This window comes from Serratia symbiotica (Periphyllus acericola), from assembly GCF_964019515.1.
Classification (GTDB): Bacteria; Pseudomonadota; Gammaproteobacteria; order Enterobacterales; family Enterobacteriaceae; genus Serratia; species Serratia symbiotica_D.
Genome location: NZ_OZ026452.1, coordinates 1,810,703 through 1,830,001 on the forward strand (window position 1 = coordinate 1,810,703; position 19,299 = coordinate 1,830,001).

The following is a 19,299-nucleotide window of genomic DNA, read 5'->3' on the forward strand; positions in this document are numbered from 1 at the left end:
ACCAGCATCGGAAGAAATAGCGGCTTATTTTACTCATTATTACCCTCTACGCCAAATCGCTGGTGATACCAACGGGGCATTAATTGTTCACGAAAGTCTTTAATTTGCCAATCGTTGTCGAAAAAAAGCACCGATAACTGGCCTAAGTAGGAAGTATCGCGCCATATGATGCCATTTGCCAGATATCTGGCGACAACCTTCACCGCAGGTAATCGCCATTTGTGGTAACGAGATGCCAAAGCCAACGCTGCTTCAGGTGCAACCGCACGAAAAAAAGGCGGCAATGAAGAGGTTTTACTGCCGTGGTGCGGAACTTGCAGTAGGGTAACACCGCCAGCTTATCGCGCTGTAACCTGAGCAACTGTGCCTCCGCTTTCTTTTCCACGTCACCAGTCAGTAATAAGCTAAATTGGCCGCCATCCACGCGGATCACACAGGAGTCATCATTGATCGGTCTTTTCAGCGCTTTCGGTGGCCACAACACCTCAAATTGCAGCGATTGCCACTGCCAGCTTTCTCCGGCTACGCAAGGTAAATGGCCTGAGTTAGGTATCTGGCTGCGTACTCTCGCCTGTGGAAACGCCTGCTGCACATCTTCCAGCCCACCGATATTATCAAGATGATCATGGCTAATGTATTCCAGTTCGATACCCCGCCAATTTAGCATAGGCAAAATATGGCGTTCGGCAGCACTACATGCTGCCCAGCGATCACCAGTATCAGTACCCCTTTGCCATTTAGCTCGATCACTACCACAAGGCCATGGCCTACGTCCAGAATATCAAACCGCCAACGGTATGCGGGTTATTTTTCGCGCCACAGCACGCAACAGATCGCTACCGTGAGCCATCCCGACGCATAACGCCACCACCCGTGAAAGCGCCAGCAAATCACCAGTAGCCAGCCCGCAGCGCTAGCCAACAATGAGGCAGCGCCCAGATCGATCCGGCCTCGCTGCATATATTGCAGTGGCGTAAAGACCCACAGCAGTGTCAGATCGGCCAGCCCCCATAGCCCACTGCCCAATGCTGGCAAAGCACCGTAGATCACCGCCAGTAGAATCAACGGCACCGTCACTAGCGGATCGTAAAGCAGAATTAACCCTACGCACCATAGCCACACCTGCCAAGAAACGCAGTGAACACCACGTAGACGCAGCAGCATCCACAGTGTCAATGCCAGTGCGGTGCGTATTGCTGGAGGCTGTGCGCCAGCCAGCCAAACATACACCAACGTACCAAGCCAACTGGCTATAAGAGGGAAACGGTAACCAATTGAGGTGGGCAGGCAATAGCCACTGAGCCGCCCGCCCAAATTAGGATAGCCGCCATAGTCACATGCAAGCCTGAAATGGCCATCAGGTGCGCAATGCCCGTTTTTAGCATCAAAGTGCGCAACGTGGGTTCCAGCAAGCCTCGTTCACCAAAGGCCAGAGCCAGTAGTACCGATTTATAGCGCAAGTCAGCCATGTTGTTCTCAACATGGCTGATAATGCGTTGCCGTCAAGCAGGCTGGCATGTTTGACTTGACCAGTCAGTGGCTGACGTTGTGCCATCGACCAACGTTGGCTGTCAAACCCACCTTGGTTCAACTTGCCATGCACCGGCCTCATGCGCAGCCGAAGCTGCTAACGCTGTCCAGCATAAAATCGTTGTTCATCCGGCTGCAAAGTCGTGGCAAAGGCGATGGATTGGGTGAGCCAACGTCCGTTAACCTGTTCTATTCGCATCCGCGTTTGTTTGCTGGCACAGGTAGTAGAGTAGCGCCGATAACCTGTACCACTGCCGTTACCTCATGGCCACGGCTCAACCGTTTAGCTTGCCCCAGAAAATTTCCAGCATTGAAAACCGCCCACAGAAATCCCAACGATCCCAAACCGATAAATTGACAAGCGACCCGTCAGTCACGCAGCATCAGGCTGAAAGGAAAAACAACCAGCCATGTTGTCAACATATCAGGCAATTTTGGCAGTACAAGAAAGGGCAAAATGCCACAGACAATGGCAATAACCGCCAGATCCAACGAGATTTTGATCGGCCTTTCTCCCATTAAACAAACAATGCACAGCCGCGTATTACAGCTAGCCGACGGGATTCTTCACCTTTCATTCGGCAAGTGCTAGCGCCCTTGCGATGACTCGCGATAAACGCCGCAGATTAACGATTAAGGTTTCATTTATTGATGTTGAACCAAGGCACTGCACGCAAGAAGAAGTCAGGTGGGAGGAGCATAAAATGACTAAACAGCAAGCAAAAATATATGGAAAAAACATATGGACAGTTCAGCGATTAGCCGTAGATATTGGCGCGATCACGTAACTCTTTACCAGGCTTAAAGTGAGGAACGTACTTGCCATCCAGCTCCACTTTATCACCTGTTTTTGGGTTGCGACCCACACGCGGGGTACGGTAGTGAAGAGAAAAACTGCCAAACCCACGGATCTCAATGCGTTCACCATAAGCCAGTGTTACAGCCATATGTTCAAGCATCTCTTTCACTGCATCCTCAACGGTCTTCGCAGGGATACGAGATTGCTGACTAGCAAGTCTTTCGATAAGTTCAGACTTGATCATAATTCCTCCAAGCTTTGCAGCTAAACTACCGTATCTGGCGGCCAGAAACCCGCCCCCGTCATTACTCGCCTTTAGCCGCTTTGAAAGCTTCAGCCATTGCGTTGAGGAAGTTGTTGCCTTCTTCCTGTTTGTGGTTAACAGTTGCGATGGTATCTTTCTCATCAGCTTCGTCCTTAGCACATACAGACAGGCTTACTACGCGGTTCTTACGGTCAACGCCGGTGAACTTGGCTTCAACTTCATCACCAACGTTAAGAACCAAAGTTGCATCTTCAATGCGGTTACGAGAGGCTTCAGATACACGCAGGTAACCTTCTACACCACCTGCTAATTCAACTGTAGCACCTTTGGCGTCAACTGCGGTGACTTTACCCGTAACAATAGTCCCTTTCTTATTAATAAACAGGTAATTATTGAAGGGATCTTCAGCCAGTTGCTTCACACCCAAAGAGATACGCTCGCGCTCTGCATCAACTTGCAAAACAACCGCGGCAATTTCGTCACCTTTTTTGTAATCACGAACTGCTTCTTCGCCCGCAACATTCCAGGAAATGTCAGACAGGTGAACCAGGCCGTCGATGCCACCATCCAGGCCGATGAAGATACCAAAGTCAGTAATAGACTTGATTTTACCTTCAACACGATCACCTTTGTTGTGAGTTTCTGCGAACTGCTGCCATGGGTTAGATTTGCACTGCTTCAAGCCCAGAGAAATGCGACGACGTTCTTCATCAATGTCCAGAACCATCACTTCTACTACATCGCCCACGTTAACAACTTTGGATGGGTGGATGTTTTTGTTGGTCCAATCCATTTCAGAAACGTGTACCAAACCTTCAACACCTTCTTCGATTTCTACAAAGCAACCGTAATCAGTCAGGTTGGTAACACAACCTGTGAGTTTTATGCTTTCAGGGTAACGTTTAGCGATAGCCACCCATGGATCTTCGCCTAGTTGTTTCAGGCCCAGGGAAACACGAGTACGCTCGCGGTCGAACTTCAGCACTTTAACGGTGATTTCATCACCCACATTGACGATTTCACTTGGGTGCTTAACGCGTTTCCAAGCCATATCAGTGATGTGCAGCAGGCCATCTACACCGCCCAGATCAACGAATGCACCGTAGTCAGTGAGGTTCTTAACGATACCTTTAACTTCCATGCCTTCTTGCAACTTTTCCAGAAGTTGATCGCGCTCTGCACTGTTCTCAGATTCAATAACCGCACGACGAGAAACCACAACGTTGTTGCGTTTCTGATCCAGCTTGATGACTTTAAACTCAAGCTCTTTGCCTTCCAGGTGCAACGTGTCGCGTACCGGACGCACGTCAACCAGGGAACCTGGCAGGAACGCCCGAATGCCGTTCAGCTCGACGGTGAAACCACCCTTAACTTTGCCGTTGATAACACCGACGACAGTTTCAGCGTCTTCATAAGCTTTTTCCAGCGTGATCCAAGCTTCGTGACGCTTAGCTTTTTCACGGGATAGCAGGGTTTCACCGAAACCATCTTCAACAGCGTCCAGCGCAACGTCAACTTCGTCACCAACCTGGATTTCCAGCTCGCCCTGTACGTTTTTGAACTGCTCAGCCGGGATGGTAGACTCAGACTTCAGACCAGCGTCAACCAGTACGACATCTTTATCGATAGCAACGACAGTGCCACGAACGATGGAGCCTGGACGGGTTTCGATTGTTTTCAGCGATTCTTCAAAGAGTTGAGCGAAAGATTCAGTCATGTTGTTAATCTTCAAGATTCTTTAGTTTAACGTCCATCCAGCATCCCGCCGAATGGGGTTGTTTTACATACCCCGCCATTGGATCCATGCCGACAGAGTTTAGGCTATAAGGGTAAATTTTACCCACTACATTGCGGTACTTCTATGAAAAATAGGGTAAAAAACCAACAGTGCCACTACACTTATTGCTGCGGTAACGCCATGATTTTCTGTACATAACCCAACGCTTGCTGGATGACTGCCCCGATCGACAAGCTGGTTGAATCCAGCACAAAGGCATCGGAGGCAGGCACCAGAGGCGCGATAGCCCGATTACGGTCACGGTCATCCCGTTCCCGTATCTCGGCTAAAAGACGTTTAAAGTTAACATTAAAGCCCCTTTCCTGCAACTGTAGCCTACGGCGCTGCGCACGCTCTTCAGCGGTGGCATCAAGGAAAATTTTAACCGGGGCATCCGGGAACACCACCGTGCCCATATCGCGGCCATCGGCAACCAGGCCAGGCTCCTCACGAAACGCGCGCTGGCGGCGTAGCAACGCCTCGCGCACCCGTGGTAACTTAGCCGCCCTCGAAGCGGTGTTGCCGACGGTTCCCGTACGGATCTGATTGCTGACGTCCTCACCTTCCAAAACCACCAGCAGCTTGCCATCCTGAGCGACAAAGCAAGCATCGAGATGTGCGGCCAACGGAACCAGCGCTTCCTCAGAAGTGATATCCACCTGATGATGTAACGCCGCCATCGCCAGCACACGATAGATCGCGCCAGAATCAAGCAAACGCCAACCAAGGGATTCGGCTATGGCTTTACACAGCGTGCCTTTGCCAGCGCCACTTGGCCCATCAACGGTTATCACCGGGGCTGTAGCCGTCATTTCTCTCTCCTTTCAGGTAGAAAACCTCACAGGAACATTGCCAGTCCTCAAATTAATATGAAGGTCTGGTTGCCAGCGCCCCTGCCGATTGCCCAATAGGGGGCAGATACTGTGGCGCAGTATACGCTGCCATGCTGTGAACTGTTACCTCGGAACGGTCTTGTTGCATAAAAATAAGCGTATAACCGCGAAAAAGCATAGAAAAATAACAATTATTCGGCAATAAATACGATAAATTTCCACCCAAGGAGCCTTGAAATAAATGCTCTGATCGTTACTCCAACCGGCTGATCTGCGCTAGCTGTTCGAAATAGTCTGGGAAGGTTTTCGCTGTGCATTGCGGGTCAAGGATGGTAACAGGTGTATCCGACAACGCCACCAGCGAAAAACACATCGCCATGCGATGATCGTTATAAGTGTCGATAGCAGCGAACTTCAGCTTAGCGGGCGGCACCACATGGATAGAGTCCTCATCTTCGTCAACCTCTGCGCCCACTTTGCGCAACTCGGTGGCCATCGCCGCCAGACGGTCGGTTTCCTTCACTCGCCAGTTATAGATATTGCGCAAGGTAGTCGGCCCCTTGGCAAACAGTGCAGTGGTAGCAATGGTCATCGCTGCATCTGGAATAGAATTCACATCCATGTCGATGCCATATAGTTCGCCATAACTACACTCGATAAAATCATCGCCCCAGGTGATGCGCGCGCCCATTTTTTCTAACACGTTGGCAAACTTGGTGTCACCCTGCACACTTTTGCGGCCGATACCGGTCACACGCACGGTGCCACCTTTAATCGCCGCTGCAGCCAAGAAGTAAGAGGCTGAAGAAGCATCCCCCTCCACTAGGTAATCGCCCGATGAACGGTAAGTTTGACGTCCCTGAACGTGGAACCCCCGATAATTGTCGTGGCTAACTTCAACGCCAAAGCTGCGCATCAGGTGCAGCGTAATGTCGATGTATGGTTTGGAGACCAACTCACCCTTGATATGGATCTGCGTATCCTGTGGAGCCAGCGGTGCAGTCATCAGTAACGAGGTCAAAAACTGGCTGGAGACGCTACCATCGACAGTGATATCGCCTCCCAAGAAACCGCCACGCAGGCGCACTGGCGGATAATCGGGTTGTTTCAGATAATCAATTTGCGCGCCGCCCTGGCGCAATGCGTCCACCAAGTGGCCGATCGGACGCTCTTTCATACGCGGTTCCCCCGTCAACACCGCATCGCCATGACTCAGACACAGCGCCGCTGCCAGTGGCCGCATCGCAGTGCCTGCATTGCCGAGGAACAATTCCAAAGGCTGGTCAGCCGCCAACGGCCCGGCAGCACCGTCAACTTGGCAGACGGTGCGATCAGCGGAAAGCCGATAGTTTACGCCCAATGCCCGCAATGCATTCAGCATATGACGCACATCGTCGCTGTCCAGCAGGTTGGTAAGCCGGGTCTTTCCCTCCGCCAGTGCCGCCAGCAGCAGGGCACGGTTGGATACACTCTTGGAGCCGGGTAAGTTGACGGTGCCATTGACCAAAGCGACCGGTTGTAACGTCAGTGAATCCACCATGTAAAGAAAACTCTCCAAATTCTGATGAACGGAACGGCTCCGAGAATAATGCTGGAGCTGCCTTACTACACAAGGACAATAGCGGTAAGTAGCCCACAGCTCTCAGTAAGCACAAACAGTATGCACAGGGACAATGCACAGCAACTGTAGCGTACAAGGAGTCCTTGAACAGGGTGAACCCTGCCCATGTCTAAAATGGTAAATAAAATAGCCTAATGGGATAGGTTCTTACCCGTGGCGGCGTTCAAAATCGTTCATAAAGTCGGTTAACGCCTGCACACCCGCCAACGGCATTGCATTGTAAATAGAAGCGCGCATGCCGCCAACCACCCGGTGACCTTTCAGCGCCTGCAAGCCGATGGCTTCCGCTTCGCTGAGGAACACCTTATCCAGCGCTGAATCTGCCAACTGGAACGGCACGTTCATCCAGGAACGGTTGGCGTGCGACACCTGGCTGTGGTAGAAATCGGAGTTATCGATGGTGGCGTACAGCAGTTCAGCCTTGGCCTGATTGCGCTTTTGCATCTCCATCAGGCCACCCTGCTCTTTCAGCCATTTGAACACCATGCCGGAAAGATACCAAGCAAAGGTCGGTGGGGTGTTTAACATCGAATCGTTCTCGGCCAGCACGGTGTAATCGAGAATCGACGGCACTTCACGGCGAGCCTTACCCAGTAGCTCTTCACGTACGATCACCAGCGTCAGGCCAGCAGGGCCGATATTTTTCTGAGCGCCGGCGTAAATCACACCGAAACGGCTCACCTCCAGCGGGCGAGACAAAATGGTCGAGGAGTAATCGCCGATCACCACATTGTCACCGAAGTCCGGTATTTCATCGATAGCTACGCCGTCGATGGTTTCATTGGGGCAGTAGTGGACATAAGCCGCGCCATCGCTGAGCGGCCACTCTTTCATCGGTTTGATACCGCTCAGGTTACCAATATGGGTTTTCACTTCGATGACGTTCGGCGTGCAATATTTCTGTGCTTCGTTGATCGCACTATGCGCCCAATAGCCGCCGTCGATGTAGTCGGCGGTGGTTTTATCCCCAAGCAGGTTCTGCGGCAATGCTGCGAACTGTGCACGAGCACCACCATGGCAGAACAGCACTTTATAATTAGAGGGAATTTTCAGCAGATCGCGTAGATCCTGTTCGGACTGCTGGGCAACGGCGATAAATTCTTTACTGCGGTGGCTGATTTCCATTACTGAAGTACCCAGTCCGTGCCAGTTGCACAGTTCCTGCTCCGCGCGGCGCAACACTTCAGCCGGCAACATTGCCGGGCCAGAGCTAAAATTATAAACCTGTGTCATTTCCCCTCACCACTTTCACTCTATCTTGCCGCAAGAAGCGGCATGTCAAAATACACCCGAAGTTAACGCTCATGCTAACTATCACAGCGGTTTTATCACTCAGGTTACACGGCTGCAATGCTTATTCTTCGCTCGCAAGCTAGCACGGTGCGCAATAACAGGCTGTATGTATGCCCGTGAGCGGCGCTGGCGGTCATTGGAACGCACAGCAAGACGGTGGGTGGCCCATACCTAGGAGTGCATAAATCGCACAGCCCTTCGGGCCGCATCCCAAAAGCCGGGACTCCGCATTGTTAGGCACCCTGCGCCTTGACTACCGGCTTTTGGAACTGCGCCGCGCCACGCTCAATAACCGGACATAGCCCAGGAATACACGGAGCTTTGGCGTAAAACCCCATATCATCACGCGTTTTAGTACGCTTAAAAAGTGAAGACCCTGACGCAAACTTTTATCCTTAGCAAAGACGCCGCACTGGAAGACTCCATCACCTGTTACCAACAAAAGCTGAGCGATCTCAGTTTTAATATCGAAGAAGCCTCGTGGCTTAACCCGATGCCACACATCTGGTCGGTTCACATCCGTGATCGCGATTGCCCGCTGTACTTTACTAACGGTAAAGGTGCAAGCAAAAAAGCCGTGCTGGTTTCCGCTTTAGGCGAATACTTCGAGTGCCTGTCAACCAACTATTCTTAGCCGATTTTTAGTTGGGCCAACAGATCGCCGAGGGCGATTTCGCGCATTACCCCATTGAAAAATGGTTCCCAATCCCCGCCGATGGCTCACTACCGGCTGGCATCCTTGACGAGCGCTTGCACGTATTTTACGATCCAGAGTAGGAACTCAGCGCCCGCGATCTGATCGATTTGCAATCCGGCAATGGTGATCGCGGTGTCTGCACCCTGCCATTTATCCGCCAGTCTGACCAACAAATCGTTTATATCCCGATGAACATCATCGGCAACTTGTACGTTTCCAACGGTATGTCTGCTGACAACGCCACTAATGAGGCTCATGTGTAGGCGTTGTCCGAGGTGTTCTAACGCTATGCGAAAAACCGTATTATCGCGGAAACCATTAGCCTGCCGGCGATCCCTACCGAGGTGCTACAACGCTATCTAGGTGTGGTGGCAGCCATCGCCAAGCCGAAAGAAGAAGGTTTCCCGATCTTGTCTTACGACGCTTCGCTGGGTGGAAACTATCCGGTGATCTGCGTGGTGCTATTCAACCCTGCTAATGGCACTTGCTTTGCCTTGTTCAGCGCTCATCCCAACTTCGGCGTAGCACTGGAACTCACGGTGACCGAGCTGCTAAAAGGACACAACTTAAAGGCTCTCGATATGTTCACCGCCCCAACGTTTGGTAATGACGCAGTCGCCGAACACACTAACCTAGAAACTGACTGTATCGATTCCAGCGGTCTGATCTCTTGGGACATGTTCAAACAGGATGCGGATTACCCATTTATTGACTGGAGCTTCACTGGCAGCACTCAGGAAGAATTCGCCACGCTGATGCGCATTTTTGATCAGGAAGGGGCGGAAGTTTATATTGACGACTACCAGCACCTGGGCGTCTACGCTTGCCGCATCATTGTGCCGGGTATGTCCCGGCAGAAGACCTGCTGTTGGCCAACAATAGCATGGGGGCACACCTGCGCAATACCTTGCTGGCGTTGCCGGGTAGCGAATGGGAGCCTGAGGAATACCTGGCGCTGATCCAGCAGTTGGACGACGAAGGGCCGGACGATTTCACCTTCACCCGTGTGCCCGAGTTGCTAGGTATTGCCGGCGGTAAAGACAATGCCTGGTACACCCTGCGCATCGGAGAATTGAAGTCGGTGATGGCCTTGGCTGGCGGCGATCGGGATCAAGCGCTAATCTGGACTGAATGGACGCAGGACTTCAACGCTTCCGTCTGTAACCAGGGGCGCTGCAACTATTATCGTTGCCTGCGGACTTTTAGGTTCGGCCTGCGGCCCAGCGCAAGCACTGTTCAAATCGGTTACCCACCGATTTGAACAGCGTTGCCGCCTTCCTACCACTCGAGTTATTTAGGGTATAGCATTATTTATAGGCGCTTTTCAGCCGATAAATTCCTCCCCCCCCATGTAAGGACGCAACACTTCGGGCACCTGAATGCGGCCATCGGCCTGTTGGTAGTTTTCCAACACCGCAACCAGCGTGCGGCCCACCGCCAGGCCAGAACCGTTTAGCGTATGCACCAGACGCGGTTTCTTCTCGGTTTTGCTGCGGTAGCGCGTCTGCATGCGCCGTGCCTGAAAATCCCACATGTTGGAGCAGGACGAAATCTCGCGGTATGTGTTTTGCGCTGGCAACCACACTTCCATATCGTAGGTTTTACATGCGCCAAACCCCATATCACCGGTGCATAGTAACACTTTACGATAGGGCAGGTTCAGCAGTTGTAACACTTTCTCAGCATGGCCTGTCATTGCTTCTAGCGCCGCCATCGAATCTTCAGGACACACGATCTGCACCATCTCAACTTTATCAAACTGGTGCATACGGATCAGCCCACGGGTATCGCGGCCATAAGAGCCGGCCTCAGCTCGGAAGCATGGCGTATGCGCAGTCATCTTTAACGGCAGGGATCCTTCTTCCAGGATCTCGTAGCGTACCAGGTTGGTCAACGGCACTTCTGCGGTTGGGATCAGTGCATAATTGCTGTTGTCTGACTCTTCTTCCAATAACTTGGTGTGGAACAGATCTTCACCAAACTTCGGTAGCTGACCCGTGCCATACAGCGTGGTATGGTTAACCAGATAGGGGACATAGGCTTCCAGATAGCCGTGCTGTTCAGTATGCAGATCCAGCATGAACTGCGATAGCGCACGGTGCATGCGGGCTATCTGCCCTTTCATCACCACAAAACGCGATCCAGTGAGCTTGACTGCTGCGGCGAAATCCAGCCCCCCCGCCATTTCCCCCAGATCGACGTGGTCGCGCACGGTGAAATCATACTGGCGCGGCTCACCCCAGCGGCTGATTTCCTGGTTTTCGCTATCATATTTACCGCACGGCACAGAATCGTCAGGCAGGTTCGGTAGCGTTAAGGCGTAATCGCGGATTTCACGCTGCAACGCATCCAACTCAGCCTTGGCGGCGTCTAACTTTTCACCCAGTTCGTTCACTTCGCCACGTAGCGGCTCTATGTCTTCTCCAAGCGCTTTGGCCGTACCGATGGATTTCGATCGGGAGTTACGCTCTGCTTGCAGCGCTTCAGTTTTAACCTGTAGAACTTTGCGGCGTTCTTCCTGTGAACGAAGCAGATCCAGATCGAGTTTAAAGCCTCGGCGAACCAGTTTGGCGGCGACTGCGTCTCGCTCATTACGCAGAAAATTGGGATCGAGCATGCTAATCCTGTGCTTATGTTATTGAAAGAAAGTTTGTGTTTTATACCCATTACGCTTCAAGTTGCCTGTGCGTTAGCTTTCCTCTCTCACCCTAGTCACTTAATAGTCTAAGCTTCTAGGGATAAATAAACCTCATCTCTGGTGTTAAGCCTGCGCCCAGCGCAAACGCTGTTCAAATCGGTTCCTGACCGATCTGAACAGCGTTTGCGCCTTCCTGCAACTCGAATTATTTAGGGTACATATGGCTGATCTATCGCCATCTCAAGGAAGAGTTATACCCGCTAACCTTACCGCAACGGCAACGGCAACGCTAGCGGTAGCGTTTTGTCTTGCTATTTTGATCCTGTTCAGCCAGCCATGCCAGCTTCTCGCCAATTTTACCTTCCAACCCGCGAGAGGTCGGTTGATAGTAACGCGTATTGACCATTTCAGGCGGAAAATAGCTCTCACCGGCAGCGTAGGCGTGGTCTTCATCTTGGGCGTACGGTACTCAGCACACAGCCCCATCGCTTTCATCAGCTTGGTCGGCGTGTTGCGCAGATGTTCAGGCACATAGTAATCAGCCTGTGCGATGGCGCGTTCGCCTTCCGTAGGCCCCACGCGTGTGAAACAATCCCAGGCGGCGATCGCCACCTGCATGCCGCGCGGATCGGCGTTGCCGATATCTTCAGAGGCAATCGCCAGCAGACTGCACGCCACGTACAGCGGGTCACCGCCAGCAGTGATAATGCGCGCATACCAGTACAGTGTGGCGTCTGGTGCCGAACAGCGCACCGATTTATGTAATGCAGAGATCAGGCCGTAATAGCGATCCCCTTTATTGTCGAAGCGTGCACTGCGTTCATCCAATACCTCTTTCAGCAATTCAGGCGTCAGTACTTTCACCCATTTGGTATCGATTTCCGACATATCAGCCATCATTTCCAAGCTGTTCAGCGCCCGGCGCGCGTCACCCCCCACCAGTTCAGACAACATACGGCGCATCTCTTCCGGCAATTCGATATTCCGACCACCTAAGCCGCACTTGCTGTCGTTCATCGGCTGATCCAGTACCTGGCTGATGTCCTCAGCAGCCAACGCCTTTAGCAGATAAACGCGTGCGCGAGACAACAATGCCTAGTTAAGTTCAAACGAGGGGTTTTGGGTGGTCGCACCGATAAAGGTGATGGTGCCGTCTTTGATGTGTGGCAGAAAAGCATCCTGCTGGCTTTTATTGAACCGGTGTACCTCATCAACAAACAAGATGGTGCGACGGCCAGCACTACGGTTTTGCAGGGCATGCTCGATCGCATCGCGGATTTCTTTAATGCCGGAAGTGACAGCGGCTTGCCAGCGGCCAACAGATGCTGCCGGCCAATATATTGCACCAACGTGGTCGGTCGCATGCGGGCGGCCAACGGCTGGAACTCATTTTGGGAAAAATCAAGCGACAGATTACTAACTGATGCCTTACTGACGCTGCTCGTCCAGCGTCACCCCATGTGGTAGGATAAATGTGAATTTGGTGGCATGGGCAGAAACGTCCTGCTGGCTTTTCAGCACATAGGTACTGCGTTGCCCATCCTGCTCCACCGCAGCGAAACTGCGGATAGTGCCGCCATAGGTCACGGTAATGGTGAACTGCTTCAGGTTACCGCTGCTGGATTTTGGCGTCAGCTCAAAATCATCGCCTTTCTGCTTAACCTGGTATTGTTTCCAATCATTGGCATTGTTGCGTATGATCAGCATAAATGGCGTATTGCAGGTGGTATTCTTCAGCCAGGTCGCCGTTACCTGCTCAACGAATGGGTTATAGAACCATAGGGTCTGACCATCGGAAATTAACACACTCTCATCCGGCGAGGTCATGTGCCAATTAAATAAGTTCGGGCGTTTTATCCACAGTTCGCCTGCGCCCTGTTGAATCGCAGCGCCATCGCTACTCGTGATAGTCTGAGAGAAGTGGGCGTGGAAGCTGTCCACTTTAGCCAGACGATTTTGCAAATCCTGCGTGGCGTCAGCCAGCACGGAGGTGGACGCAAATCCCGAAAGCAGACAGCAGGCCACTAACAATTTTTTCATTATTCCAGATACCTTATGAAATACGCTAAACGTAAGGCGGTGCCGTGCGAACCAAATTACCCCTAACCACCGTTACCCTATCCGAAGCCACTTCTATTACAAGCAAAAGCCGGGGGTTATACTGCTTTGCACAATGGCTGCTTAGCGGCTCTTTATAATTGAATCACAGTGGTTAGACTTGCGTCAGTCTTGCCGTGGTGGTGCCAGTACCTTGCGGTTGCCGTTATGCCAATACCCTGCACTTCCATCTGTTTGATGATGCGCGCGGCGCGGTTATAGCCAATGCGGAATTGGCGCTGAACGCCGGAGATGGAGGCACGGCGCTTTTCCACCACGAACTCTACCGCTTGATCAAACAGCGGATCAAGATCGTCATGGCCTTCCATGCCGCCTGCACTCCCTTCACCCTCTTCACGGCGACTGAGTATCCCCTCTTTATACTGGGGATGCTCACGCGCTTTCCAATCCTTAACCACGGCGTGCACTTCCTGATCACGCACAAATGCGCCATGCACGCGCACCGGAATTGAGGAGTTCGGTGCCAGATACAGCATATCACCTATCCCTAACAGCGATTCGGCACCGCCTTGGTCAAGGATAGTACATGAATCAATCTTTCTGGATATGGTAAAAGCAATACGTGTTGGGATATTAGCCTTGATCAGGCCGGTGATCACATCCACCGACGGACGCTGGGTCGCCAGCACCAGGTGGATACCCGCTGCACGCGCTTTCTGTGCTAGACAGGCAATGAGCTCTTCGACTTTTTTGCCGACTGTCATGATCAGATCGGCGAATTCGTCAACCATCACCACGATATAAGGCTCTTTCTCCAGCACAGGTGGTGTGATGTCCATGCTATCTGTCGTTTTCCAGAATGGATCTGGGATTGGGCGGCCCATAGCTTCAGCCTGATCGACGCGCTCGTTGTAGCTAGCCAGGTTACGCACGCCCAATGCAGACATCAGCTTGTAACGGCGTTCCATCTCCGCCACACACCAGCGTAATGCATTGGCGGCATCTTTCATATCGGTCACTACGTCGGTCAACAGATGCGGTGTACCTTCGTAGACTGACAGCTCCAGCATTTTTGGGTCGATCATGATAAAGCGCACCTCTTTCGGCGTCGCCTTATACAAGATGCTTAGGATCATCGCGTTGACCCCGACTGATTTACCCGAACCCGTAGTACCTAACAGGTGCGGCATTTTGCCCAGTTCGGCCACCACCGGCTCGCCAGAGATATCTTTACCCAGCACGATAGACAATGGCGACGGATTGTCGCGGAATGCTGGGCAATCCAGTACTTCTCGCAAATACACGGTTTGACGTTTGGCGTTCGGGAACTCCAGCCCTACATACGGTCTGCCGGGGATCATTTCAACCACGCGCACCGCTGAGGTTGACAGTGAACGAGCAAGATCACGCGATAGGTTGGAAATACGCGCGGCCTTGATCCCCGGTGCTAAATCTAGCTCGAAACCGGTGATCACCGGCCCCGGTAGAATATCCACTACCTCGGCTTTGACCCGGTAATCAGCCAGGCTAGCTTCCACCAAGCGTGCTTTTTGTTCTAGCTCAAAGGAATTTACCGGTTCCACCTCTTTCGGGGCTAGTGTTGGCAACGGGGTAGTCGGCTTCTGCAATGGCATATTGCGCATCAGGAACGGTTGGATCAGGCAATCTATCTCAGGTTGTGGTGCAGCAGGCTTAGACTGACAACAAGGGCTATTACTTTGCTGTTCAGTACGCTCTTCCAACGAGGGTGACAAACTGAGCTGTGGCTCGCTAGGATCATCGTCCACCAGACCGTCCATCGGGGAAAAACTAAAAGCGTTGTAGGTATCAACTTAGCTTACCGCAGGGGGTCGCACAGCAGGCTTCTGTTGCCCATAGTGTGCCTGGTGCAGTGCGGCGCGCTGCGAAGGCAGCTTGATACCATAGGATTCCAGTGCGCGCCGGGTGGGAATACGTACCGGATTCGGTCGGGGAAATTCAGGGCCTATTCCCTGTTTAACCTGCGGGTTGCCATCGCAGGTCGCGGCAAAGGCTGGCATAAAGGTATTAGCGACACCCGCAGTTAACTGAGATTTCTTGCTGCCAAACAGCGTGTCCGCTGAATCAGCAAATGAACTGCTGACGTTGCTCTATGATGTCGCGGAGAAATCAAACAGCGAATGATCGCGCCGCGGTGTTGCATCAGGTTCCGGAAAATTGTTATCACATCGTGGTTCATCAGCGTGCTGATAGGGATCAACCGTGCGAGCCACCTTAGGTGCTGGCGTTTCCTCTGGGATCTCAAATGAATACAGCGGAGGTAGTGTATTTTCCGCTGGTGCGTTCATCGGATGCTGGCCGACCGAAGCCGACTCAACGCTCATCGGCGATGCCTGCACAATAATCGGCGCAGCTTCACTATAATCATCCTCGTTATTGCTGGCGCAAATGCCGCTGAACAGCGGCTTCCCGGCATCTGCCAACGCTATTTCGGCAGTTTCTACAAAGACTTTAGGTGCGGATAACAGTACATCGTCATCTAGCGTAGCCACCCCTTGCACTGTGGGTTCAGGCTCATCGACGGCATAGCGACTGTTATCGCTGTAATTGAGTTCTTCGCAGCGCGAACGGTTGGTCATAAAGGTAGCAACACCCAGCACCGCACCACCGATCTTCTCGGCGATCATCAGCCATGACCAGCCGGTGAGCAGCGTCACCCCTGCCGCCCAAACACAAAGTAGCGCCAGCGTAGCACTAATACCGCTAAATTGGGGTAGCATGGCATTACTTAGTAAGCTACCGATAACACCGCCCGATGCAAAGTAATAAATATCGTCAACATTCAGCGCTGCCAGTCCGCAGAAGCTGAACACCATCGCCAGCGTGCCAATCAGACGCAATGAGAGCTCAAAATAGTCATTATATTCTCTGCTACCGCGCTTCTGGCGATAGGCTACCCAGCACAGAACCAGCATAATCGGCGGTATCGCATAGGCGATCACCCCAAAGATAAATAACAGCATATCGGCTATCCAAGCACCGATACCACCGCCAAAATTACGAATAGGTTCATGCCACGCTGTCTGCGACCAGCTTGGGTCAGAGGGATTAAAACTGAGCAGCGCAACCATAAGGTAAACGGCAAAAACCGCTATTACGATCAACACAGCCTCCAGTAAACGCTGGCCACTACTGAGTTTTTTCAAGGTAACTGCTTTATCTTCTGTATATTCCTGGCTCAAAAAAGGCTCTCCAGGTTCCTGTAGTTGACATAGCAGCAGCACCGAGGCGCTTCCCCGGCACTGAAACTGTATGGATATAAAACTGTATGAATAAACAGGAGTGTAACCAATTTAATTAGGTTTTGCACCTTAACGTGTTTTGATCACAAGACGGTTGCTCTGTTTAACTTCTTCCATAACCACGTAAGTGTGGGTGTCGTTAACCCCCGGTAAAGGCAGCAGTGTTTCACCTAGTAGCTTGCGGTAAGCCGACATGTCCGGCACACGGGTTTTCAGCAGGTAGTCGAAATCACCGGAAACCAGATGACACTCCTGAATTTCTTCAAGCTTTTGCACTGCTGAGTTAAATTGCTCAAACACATCCGGCGCGCCACGATTTAGCGTGATTTCGACGAAAACCAGCAAGGAGGCATCCAGATAATGCGGATTAAGCAATGCGGTGTAGCCATGAACAAATCTCTGGCGTTCAAGGCGTCGCACACGTTCTAAACAGGGTGTTGGAGATAACCCCACACGCTTCGAAAGCTCCACGTTTGAAATACGGCGATCCTTCTGTAGCTCGTTTAGGATATTGCGGTCGATACGATCAAGATCTTTGCCAGGGCGTTTCTTATTCTCTGCCATTATTATTGTCTCTCTTATTTTCTTCCTTGCGCTCGCAACGCTTTAGCCAACGTCAATGTGTCTAGAGCTAGTTTCAAGCGAAGACCTGTTACCTGCATATGTTTTGCTGCTTTTATTATTGCACACTACGCAGTCTGCGCTAACGTTGAGCAAAAACCTGCCAGCGCTTGCGCGTCGCTTCCCACGATGCAATGTTGCCGCTATGGCATAACAAAAATAGGTACGATTTTCTGGCGTTACAGGGATAATTTCTTCTTCGTGTGATTTTTTCTTTTGCAAATGTGTAGTGGATTGTCAAAGCAAAATAGGCGTTGTTGAATAAATCGAACTTTTGGCCGGCACGAGGATCAGATCACTCTCCTTCTGTCAAAATAGCGACATTCCGTGGCCCAGCAAAAGTTCAACATCACCAACTGGAAGGCTTACAACAACGCCCTTATCACTCGGGGTTCACTCACTTGCTGGGGGGATGAAACGGCACTTCACGCCTGGTACTGCGAGGCAAAACCTTCTCTGCGTGGTCTCCCACCACATTATTCCGATATGGCAATCACCAGCGTATTGATGCTGAAACGGATTTTCGGCCTGACACTTCGCGCCCTCCAGGGCTTCGGCGACTCCATTATCACACTGATCAAAGTGCCGTTGAACTGCCCGGACGACACCTGCATCAGTAAGCGGGCGAAGTCCGGCCATGTCCCGTTTAAAACCCCAACGCTGGGTGAAATTGCGCACCTCGTTATCGACTCTAGCGGGCTCAACGCTCAACGTGTTGGGTTAAGGGGAGTGGAAGGTAAAAAAACACGGTCAGGAAAAACGGCGGATCTGGCGAAAACTGCATTTGGCCGTAGATACAGAAACACATGAGGTCATCTGTGCTGACCTTTCCTTGAGCAATGTCACCGATACCGAAGCCTTCCCAGGTCTTATCCGCCAGAGGTACCGTAAAATCAAAGTCGCCTCGGCGGATCGGGCTTAGGATACGCGAGTGTGTGATGATGAGTTAAGGGGCAAGAAGCTCAAGGCGTTAATACCGCCCAGCAGCGGAGCCCGTTATTGGTCGGCAGACTATGTAGAGCGAAATCAAGCGGTGGCGAACCGGCGCGTTACCGGAGACAACACACGGTGGAAAATTATCACAGGCTACCACAGACGTTCGATAGCGGCAACAGCGAGGTATAGAGTAAAACAGCTATTTGGTGGTCACCTGTCGCTGCGAGATTATGATGGGCAAGTTGCAGAGGCGCTGGCCATGATCTGTGCATTAAACAAGATGACGCTCGCCGGTATGCCAGAAAGTGTATGCCTTGCCTGAAAGGCACGTGCTGATTAGCCGTTTTATCGTCCAGGTCACAACCACTGAGCAGTAGGCTTGCGCCTATAAATGAGCAGAGGGCGTAAGGATAGTGTCATAGCAAGCTCTTTCTTTTTTCTTAAACAAAGGCGTATCAATCTGGCTAGCAGATTGGCTTGGTGAAATAACAGCGATAATTTACCACGCAAAATATTAAAATGATAACCATTAGTATCCCCTGTAGCGAACACATAGCAAGGATGCTAAGTAGGGTTGACCGAGAAAGGTGTTTCAAGCTGAAAATGCAAAAAGGCGCCTAAAAGAAGGCGCTTTTTTGAATTGGTGGGTCCTGCGGGATTCGAACCGTCGGCCCCCTCCGTCTAAAGGAGATGATATACCAACTGAGTTAGTCACCCTGATGTTCTCATTTCTTACTGTTTGACAAGATGGTGGGCGATGACGGGTTCGAACCGCCGACCCCCTCCGTGTAAAGGAGATGCTCTACCAACTGAGCTAATCGCCCCAACTTACTAGAGTCGCATTATAGGGATAGTTCAAAGTGAGTCAATGGTTTTTAAAATGATTTCAATCGTTCGGCGTAAAATTATGCAGGGTGCGATCATTATCGCCAGCAATGCCAAATTTTGCC

At 51.6% G+C, this 19,299-nt stretch carries 9 protein-coding genes, 1 tRNA gene and 5 pseudogenes; 3 read left to right on the forward strand and 12 right to left on the reverse strand.

What is annotated here, in order from left to right; genetic code table 11:
- Positions 1 to 29: 29 nt before the first annotated feature.
- The 6 genes and pseudogenes from AACL06_RS10740 to serC form a co-directional block, all read right to left on the reverse strand.
- A pseudogene (locus AACL06_RS10740) lies at positions 30 to 1,881 on the reverse strand (DNA internalization-related competence protein ComEC/Rec2).
- A gap of 407 nt (positions 1,882 to 2,288) precedes the next feature.
- Entirely contained in the window at positions 2,289 to 2,573 is a 285-nt protein-coding gene (ihfB, locus tag AACL06_RS09955; protein WP_339037090.1) for an integration host factor subunit beta, read from the reverse strand.
- Positions 2,574 to 2,634: 61 nt separating this feature from the next.
- Complete coding sequence (gene rpsA, locus AACL06_RS09960; RefSeq protein WP_339038404.1) at positions 2,635 to 4,311, reverse strand: 30S ribosomal protein S1; 1,677 nt, start codon at positions 4,309 to 4,311, stop codon at positions 2,635 to 2,637.
- Positions 4,312 to 4,493: 182 nt separating this feature from the next.
- Positions 4,494 to 5,183 (reverse strand): (d)CMP kinase, encoded by a 690-nt coding sequence (gene cmk, locus AACL06_RS09965; RefSeq protein WP_339037092.1) that lies wholly within the window; start codon positions 5,181 to 5,183, stop codon positions 4,494 to 4,496.
- A 274-nt stretch (positions 5,184 to 5,457) separates the two neighbouring features.
- Complete coding sequence (gene aroA, locus AACL06_RS09970) at positions 5,458 to 6,744, reverse strand: 3-phosphoshikimate 1-carboxyvinyltransferase (RefSeq protein ID WP_339037094.1); 1,287 nt, start codon at positions 6,742 to 6,744, stop codon at positions 5,458 to 5,460.
- A 228-nt stretch (positions 6,745 to 6,972) separates the two neighbouring features.
- Positions 6,973 to 8,058 (reverse strand): 3-phosphoserine/phosphohydroxythreonine transaminase, encoded by a 1,086-nt coding sequence (gene serC / locus AACL06_RS09975; RefSeq protein WP_339037095.1) that lies wholly within the window; start codon positions 8,056 to 8,058, stop codon positions 6,973 to 6,975.
- Between the two features lie 436 nt (positions 8,059 to 8,494).
- Between serC and AACL06_RS09980 the strand changes: the two are divergent.
- Positions 8,495 to 10,016, forward strand: a pseudogene (locus tag AACL06_RS09980) (YcaO-like family protein); the annotation flags it as partial.
- A gap of 123 nt (positions 10,017 to 10,139) precedes the next feature.
- Here the strand turns inward: AACL06_RS09980 and serS are convergent.
- The 5 genes and pseudogenes from serS to lrp all read right to left on the reverse strand — a co-directional run bounded on the left by serS (position 10,140) and on the right by lrp (position 17,356).
- Positions 10,140 to 11,432, reverse strand: a complete 1,293-nt coding sequence (gene serS / locus AACL06_RS09985) for a serine--tRNA ligase (protein WP_339037097.1) — start codon at positions 11,430 to 11,432, stop codon at positions 10,140 to 10,142.
- Positions 11,433 to 11,742: 310 nt separating this feature from the next.
- Positions 11,743 to 12,817 (reverse strand): annotated as a pseudogene (locus tag AACL06_RS09990) (replication-associated recombination protein A).
- A 64-nt stretch (positions 12,818 to 12,881) separates the two neighbouring features.
- Entirely contained in the window at positions 12,882 to 13,493 is a 612-nt protein-coding gene (lolA, locus tag AACL06_RS09995) for an outer membrane lipoprotein chaperone LolA (RefSeq protein ID WP_339037099.1), read from the reverse strand.
- Positions 13,494 to 13,676: 183 nt separating this feature from the next.
- A pseudogene (locus AACL06_RS10000) lies at positions 13,677 to 16,732 on the reverse strand (DNA translocase FtsK 4TM domain-containing protein).
- Positions 16,733 to 16,861: 129 nt separating this feature from the next.
- Positions 16,862 to 17,356: a leucine-responsive transcriptional regulator Lrp gene (gene lrp, locus AACL06_RS10005; protein ID WP_339037102.1), complete on the reverse strand. Its 495-nt coding sequence runs from the start codon at positions 17,354 to 17,356 to the stop codon at positions 16,862 to 16,864.
- Between the two features lie 311 nt (positions 17,357 to 17,667).
- On the opposite strand from lrp, the gene AACL06_RS10010 reads away from it, so the two are divergent.
- Entirely contained in the window at positions 17,668 to 17,829 is a 162-nt protein-coding gene (locus tag AACL06_RS10010) for a hypothetical protein (protein WP_339037056.1), read from the forward strand.
- A pseudogene (locus AACL06_RS10015) lies at positions 17,762 to 18,671 on the forward strand (IS5 family transposase). The gene AACL06_RS10010 and the pseudogene AACL06_RS10015 overlap by 68 nt, the downstream one beginning before the upstream one ends.
- 426 nt (positions 18,672 to 19,097) lie before the next feature.
- On the opposite strand, the gene AACL06_RS10020 reads toward AACL06_RS10015, so the two are convergent.
- A tRNA-Val gene (locus tag AACL06_RS10020) sits at positions 19,098 to 19,173 on the reverse strand.
- Between the last annotated feature and the right edge of the window lie 126 nt (positions 19,174 to 19,299).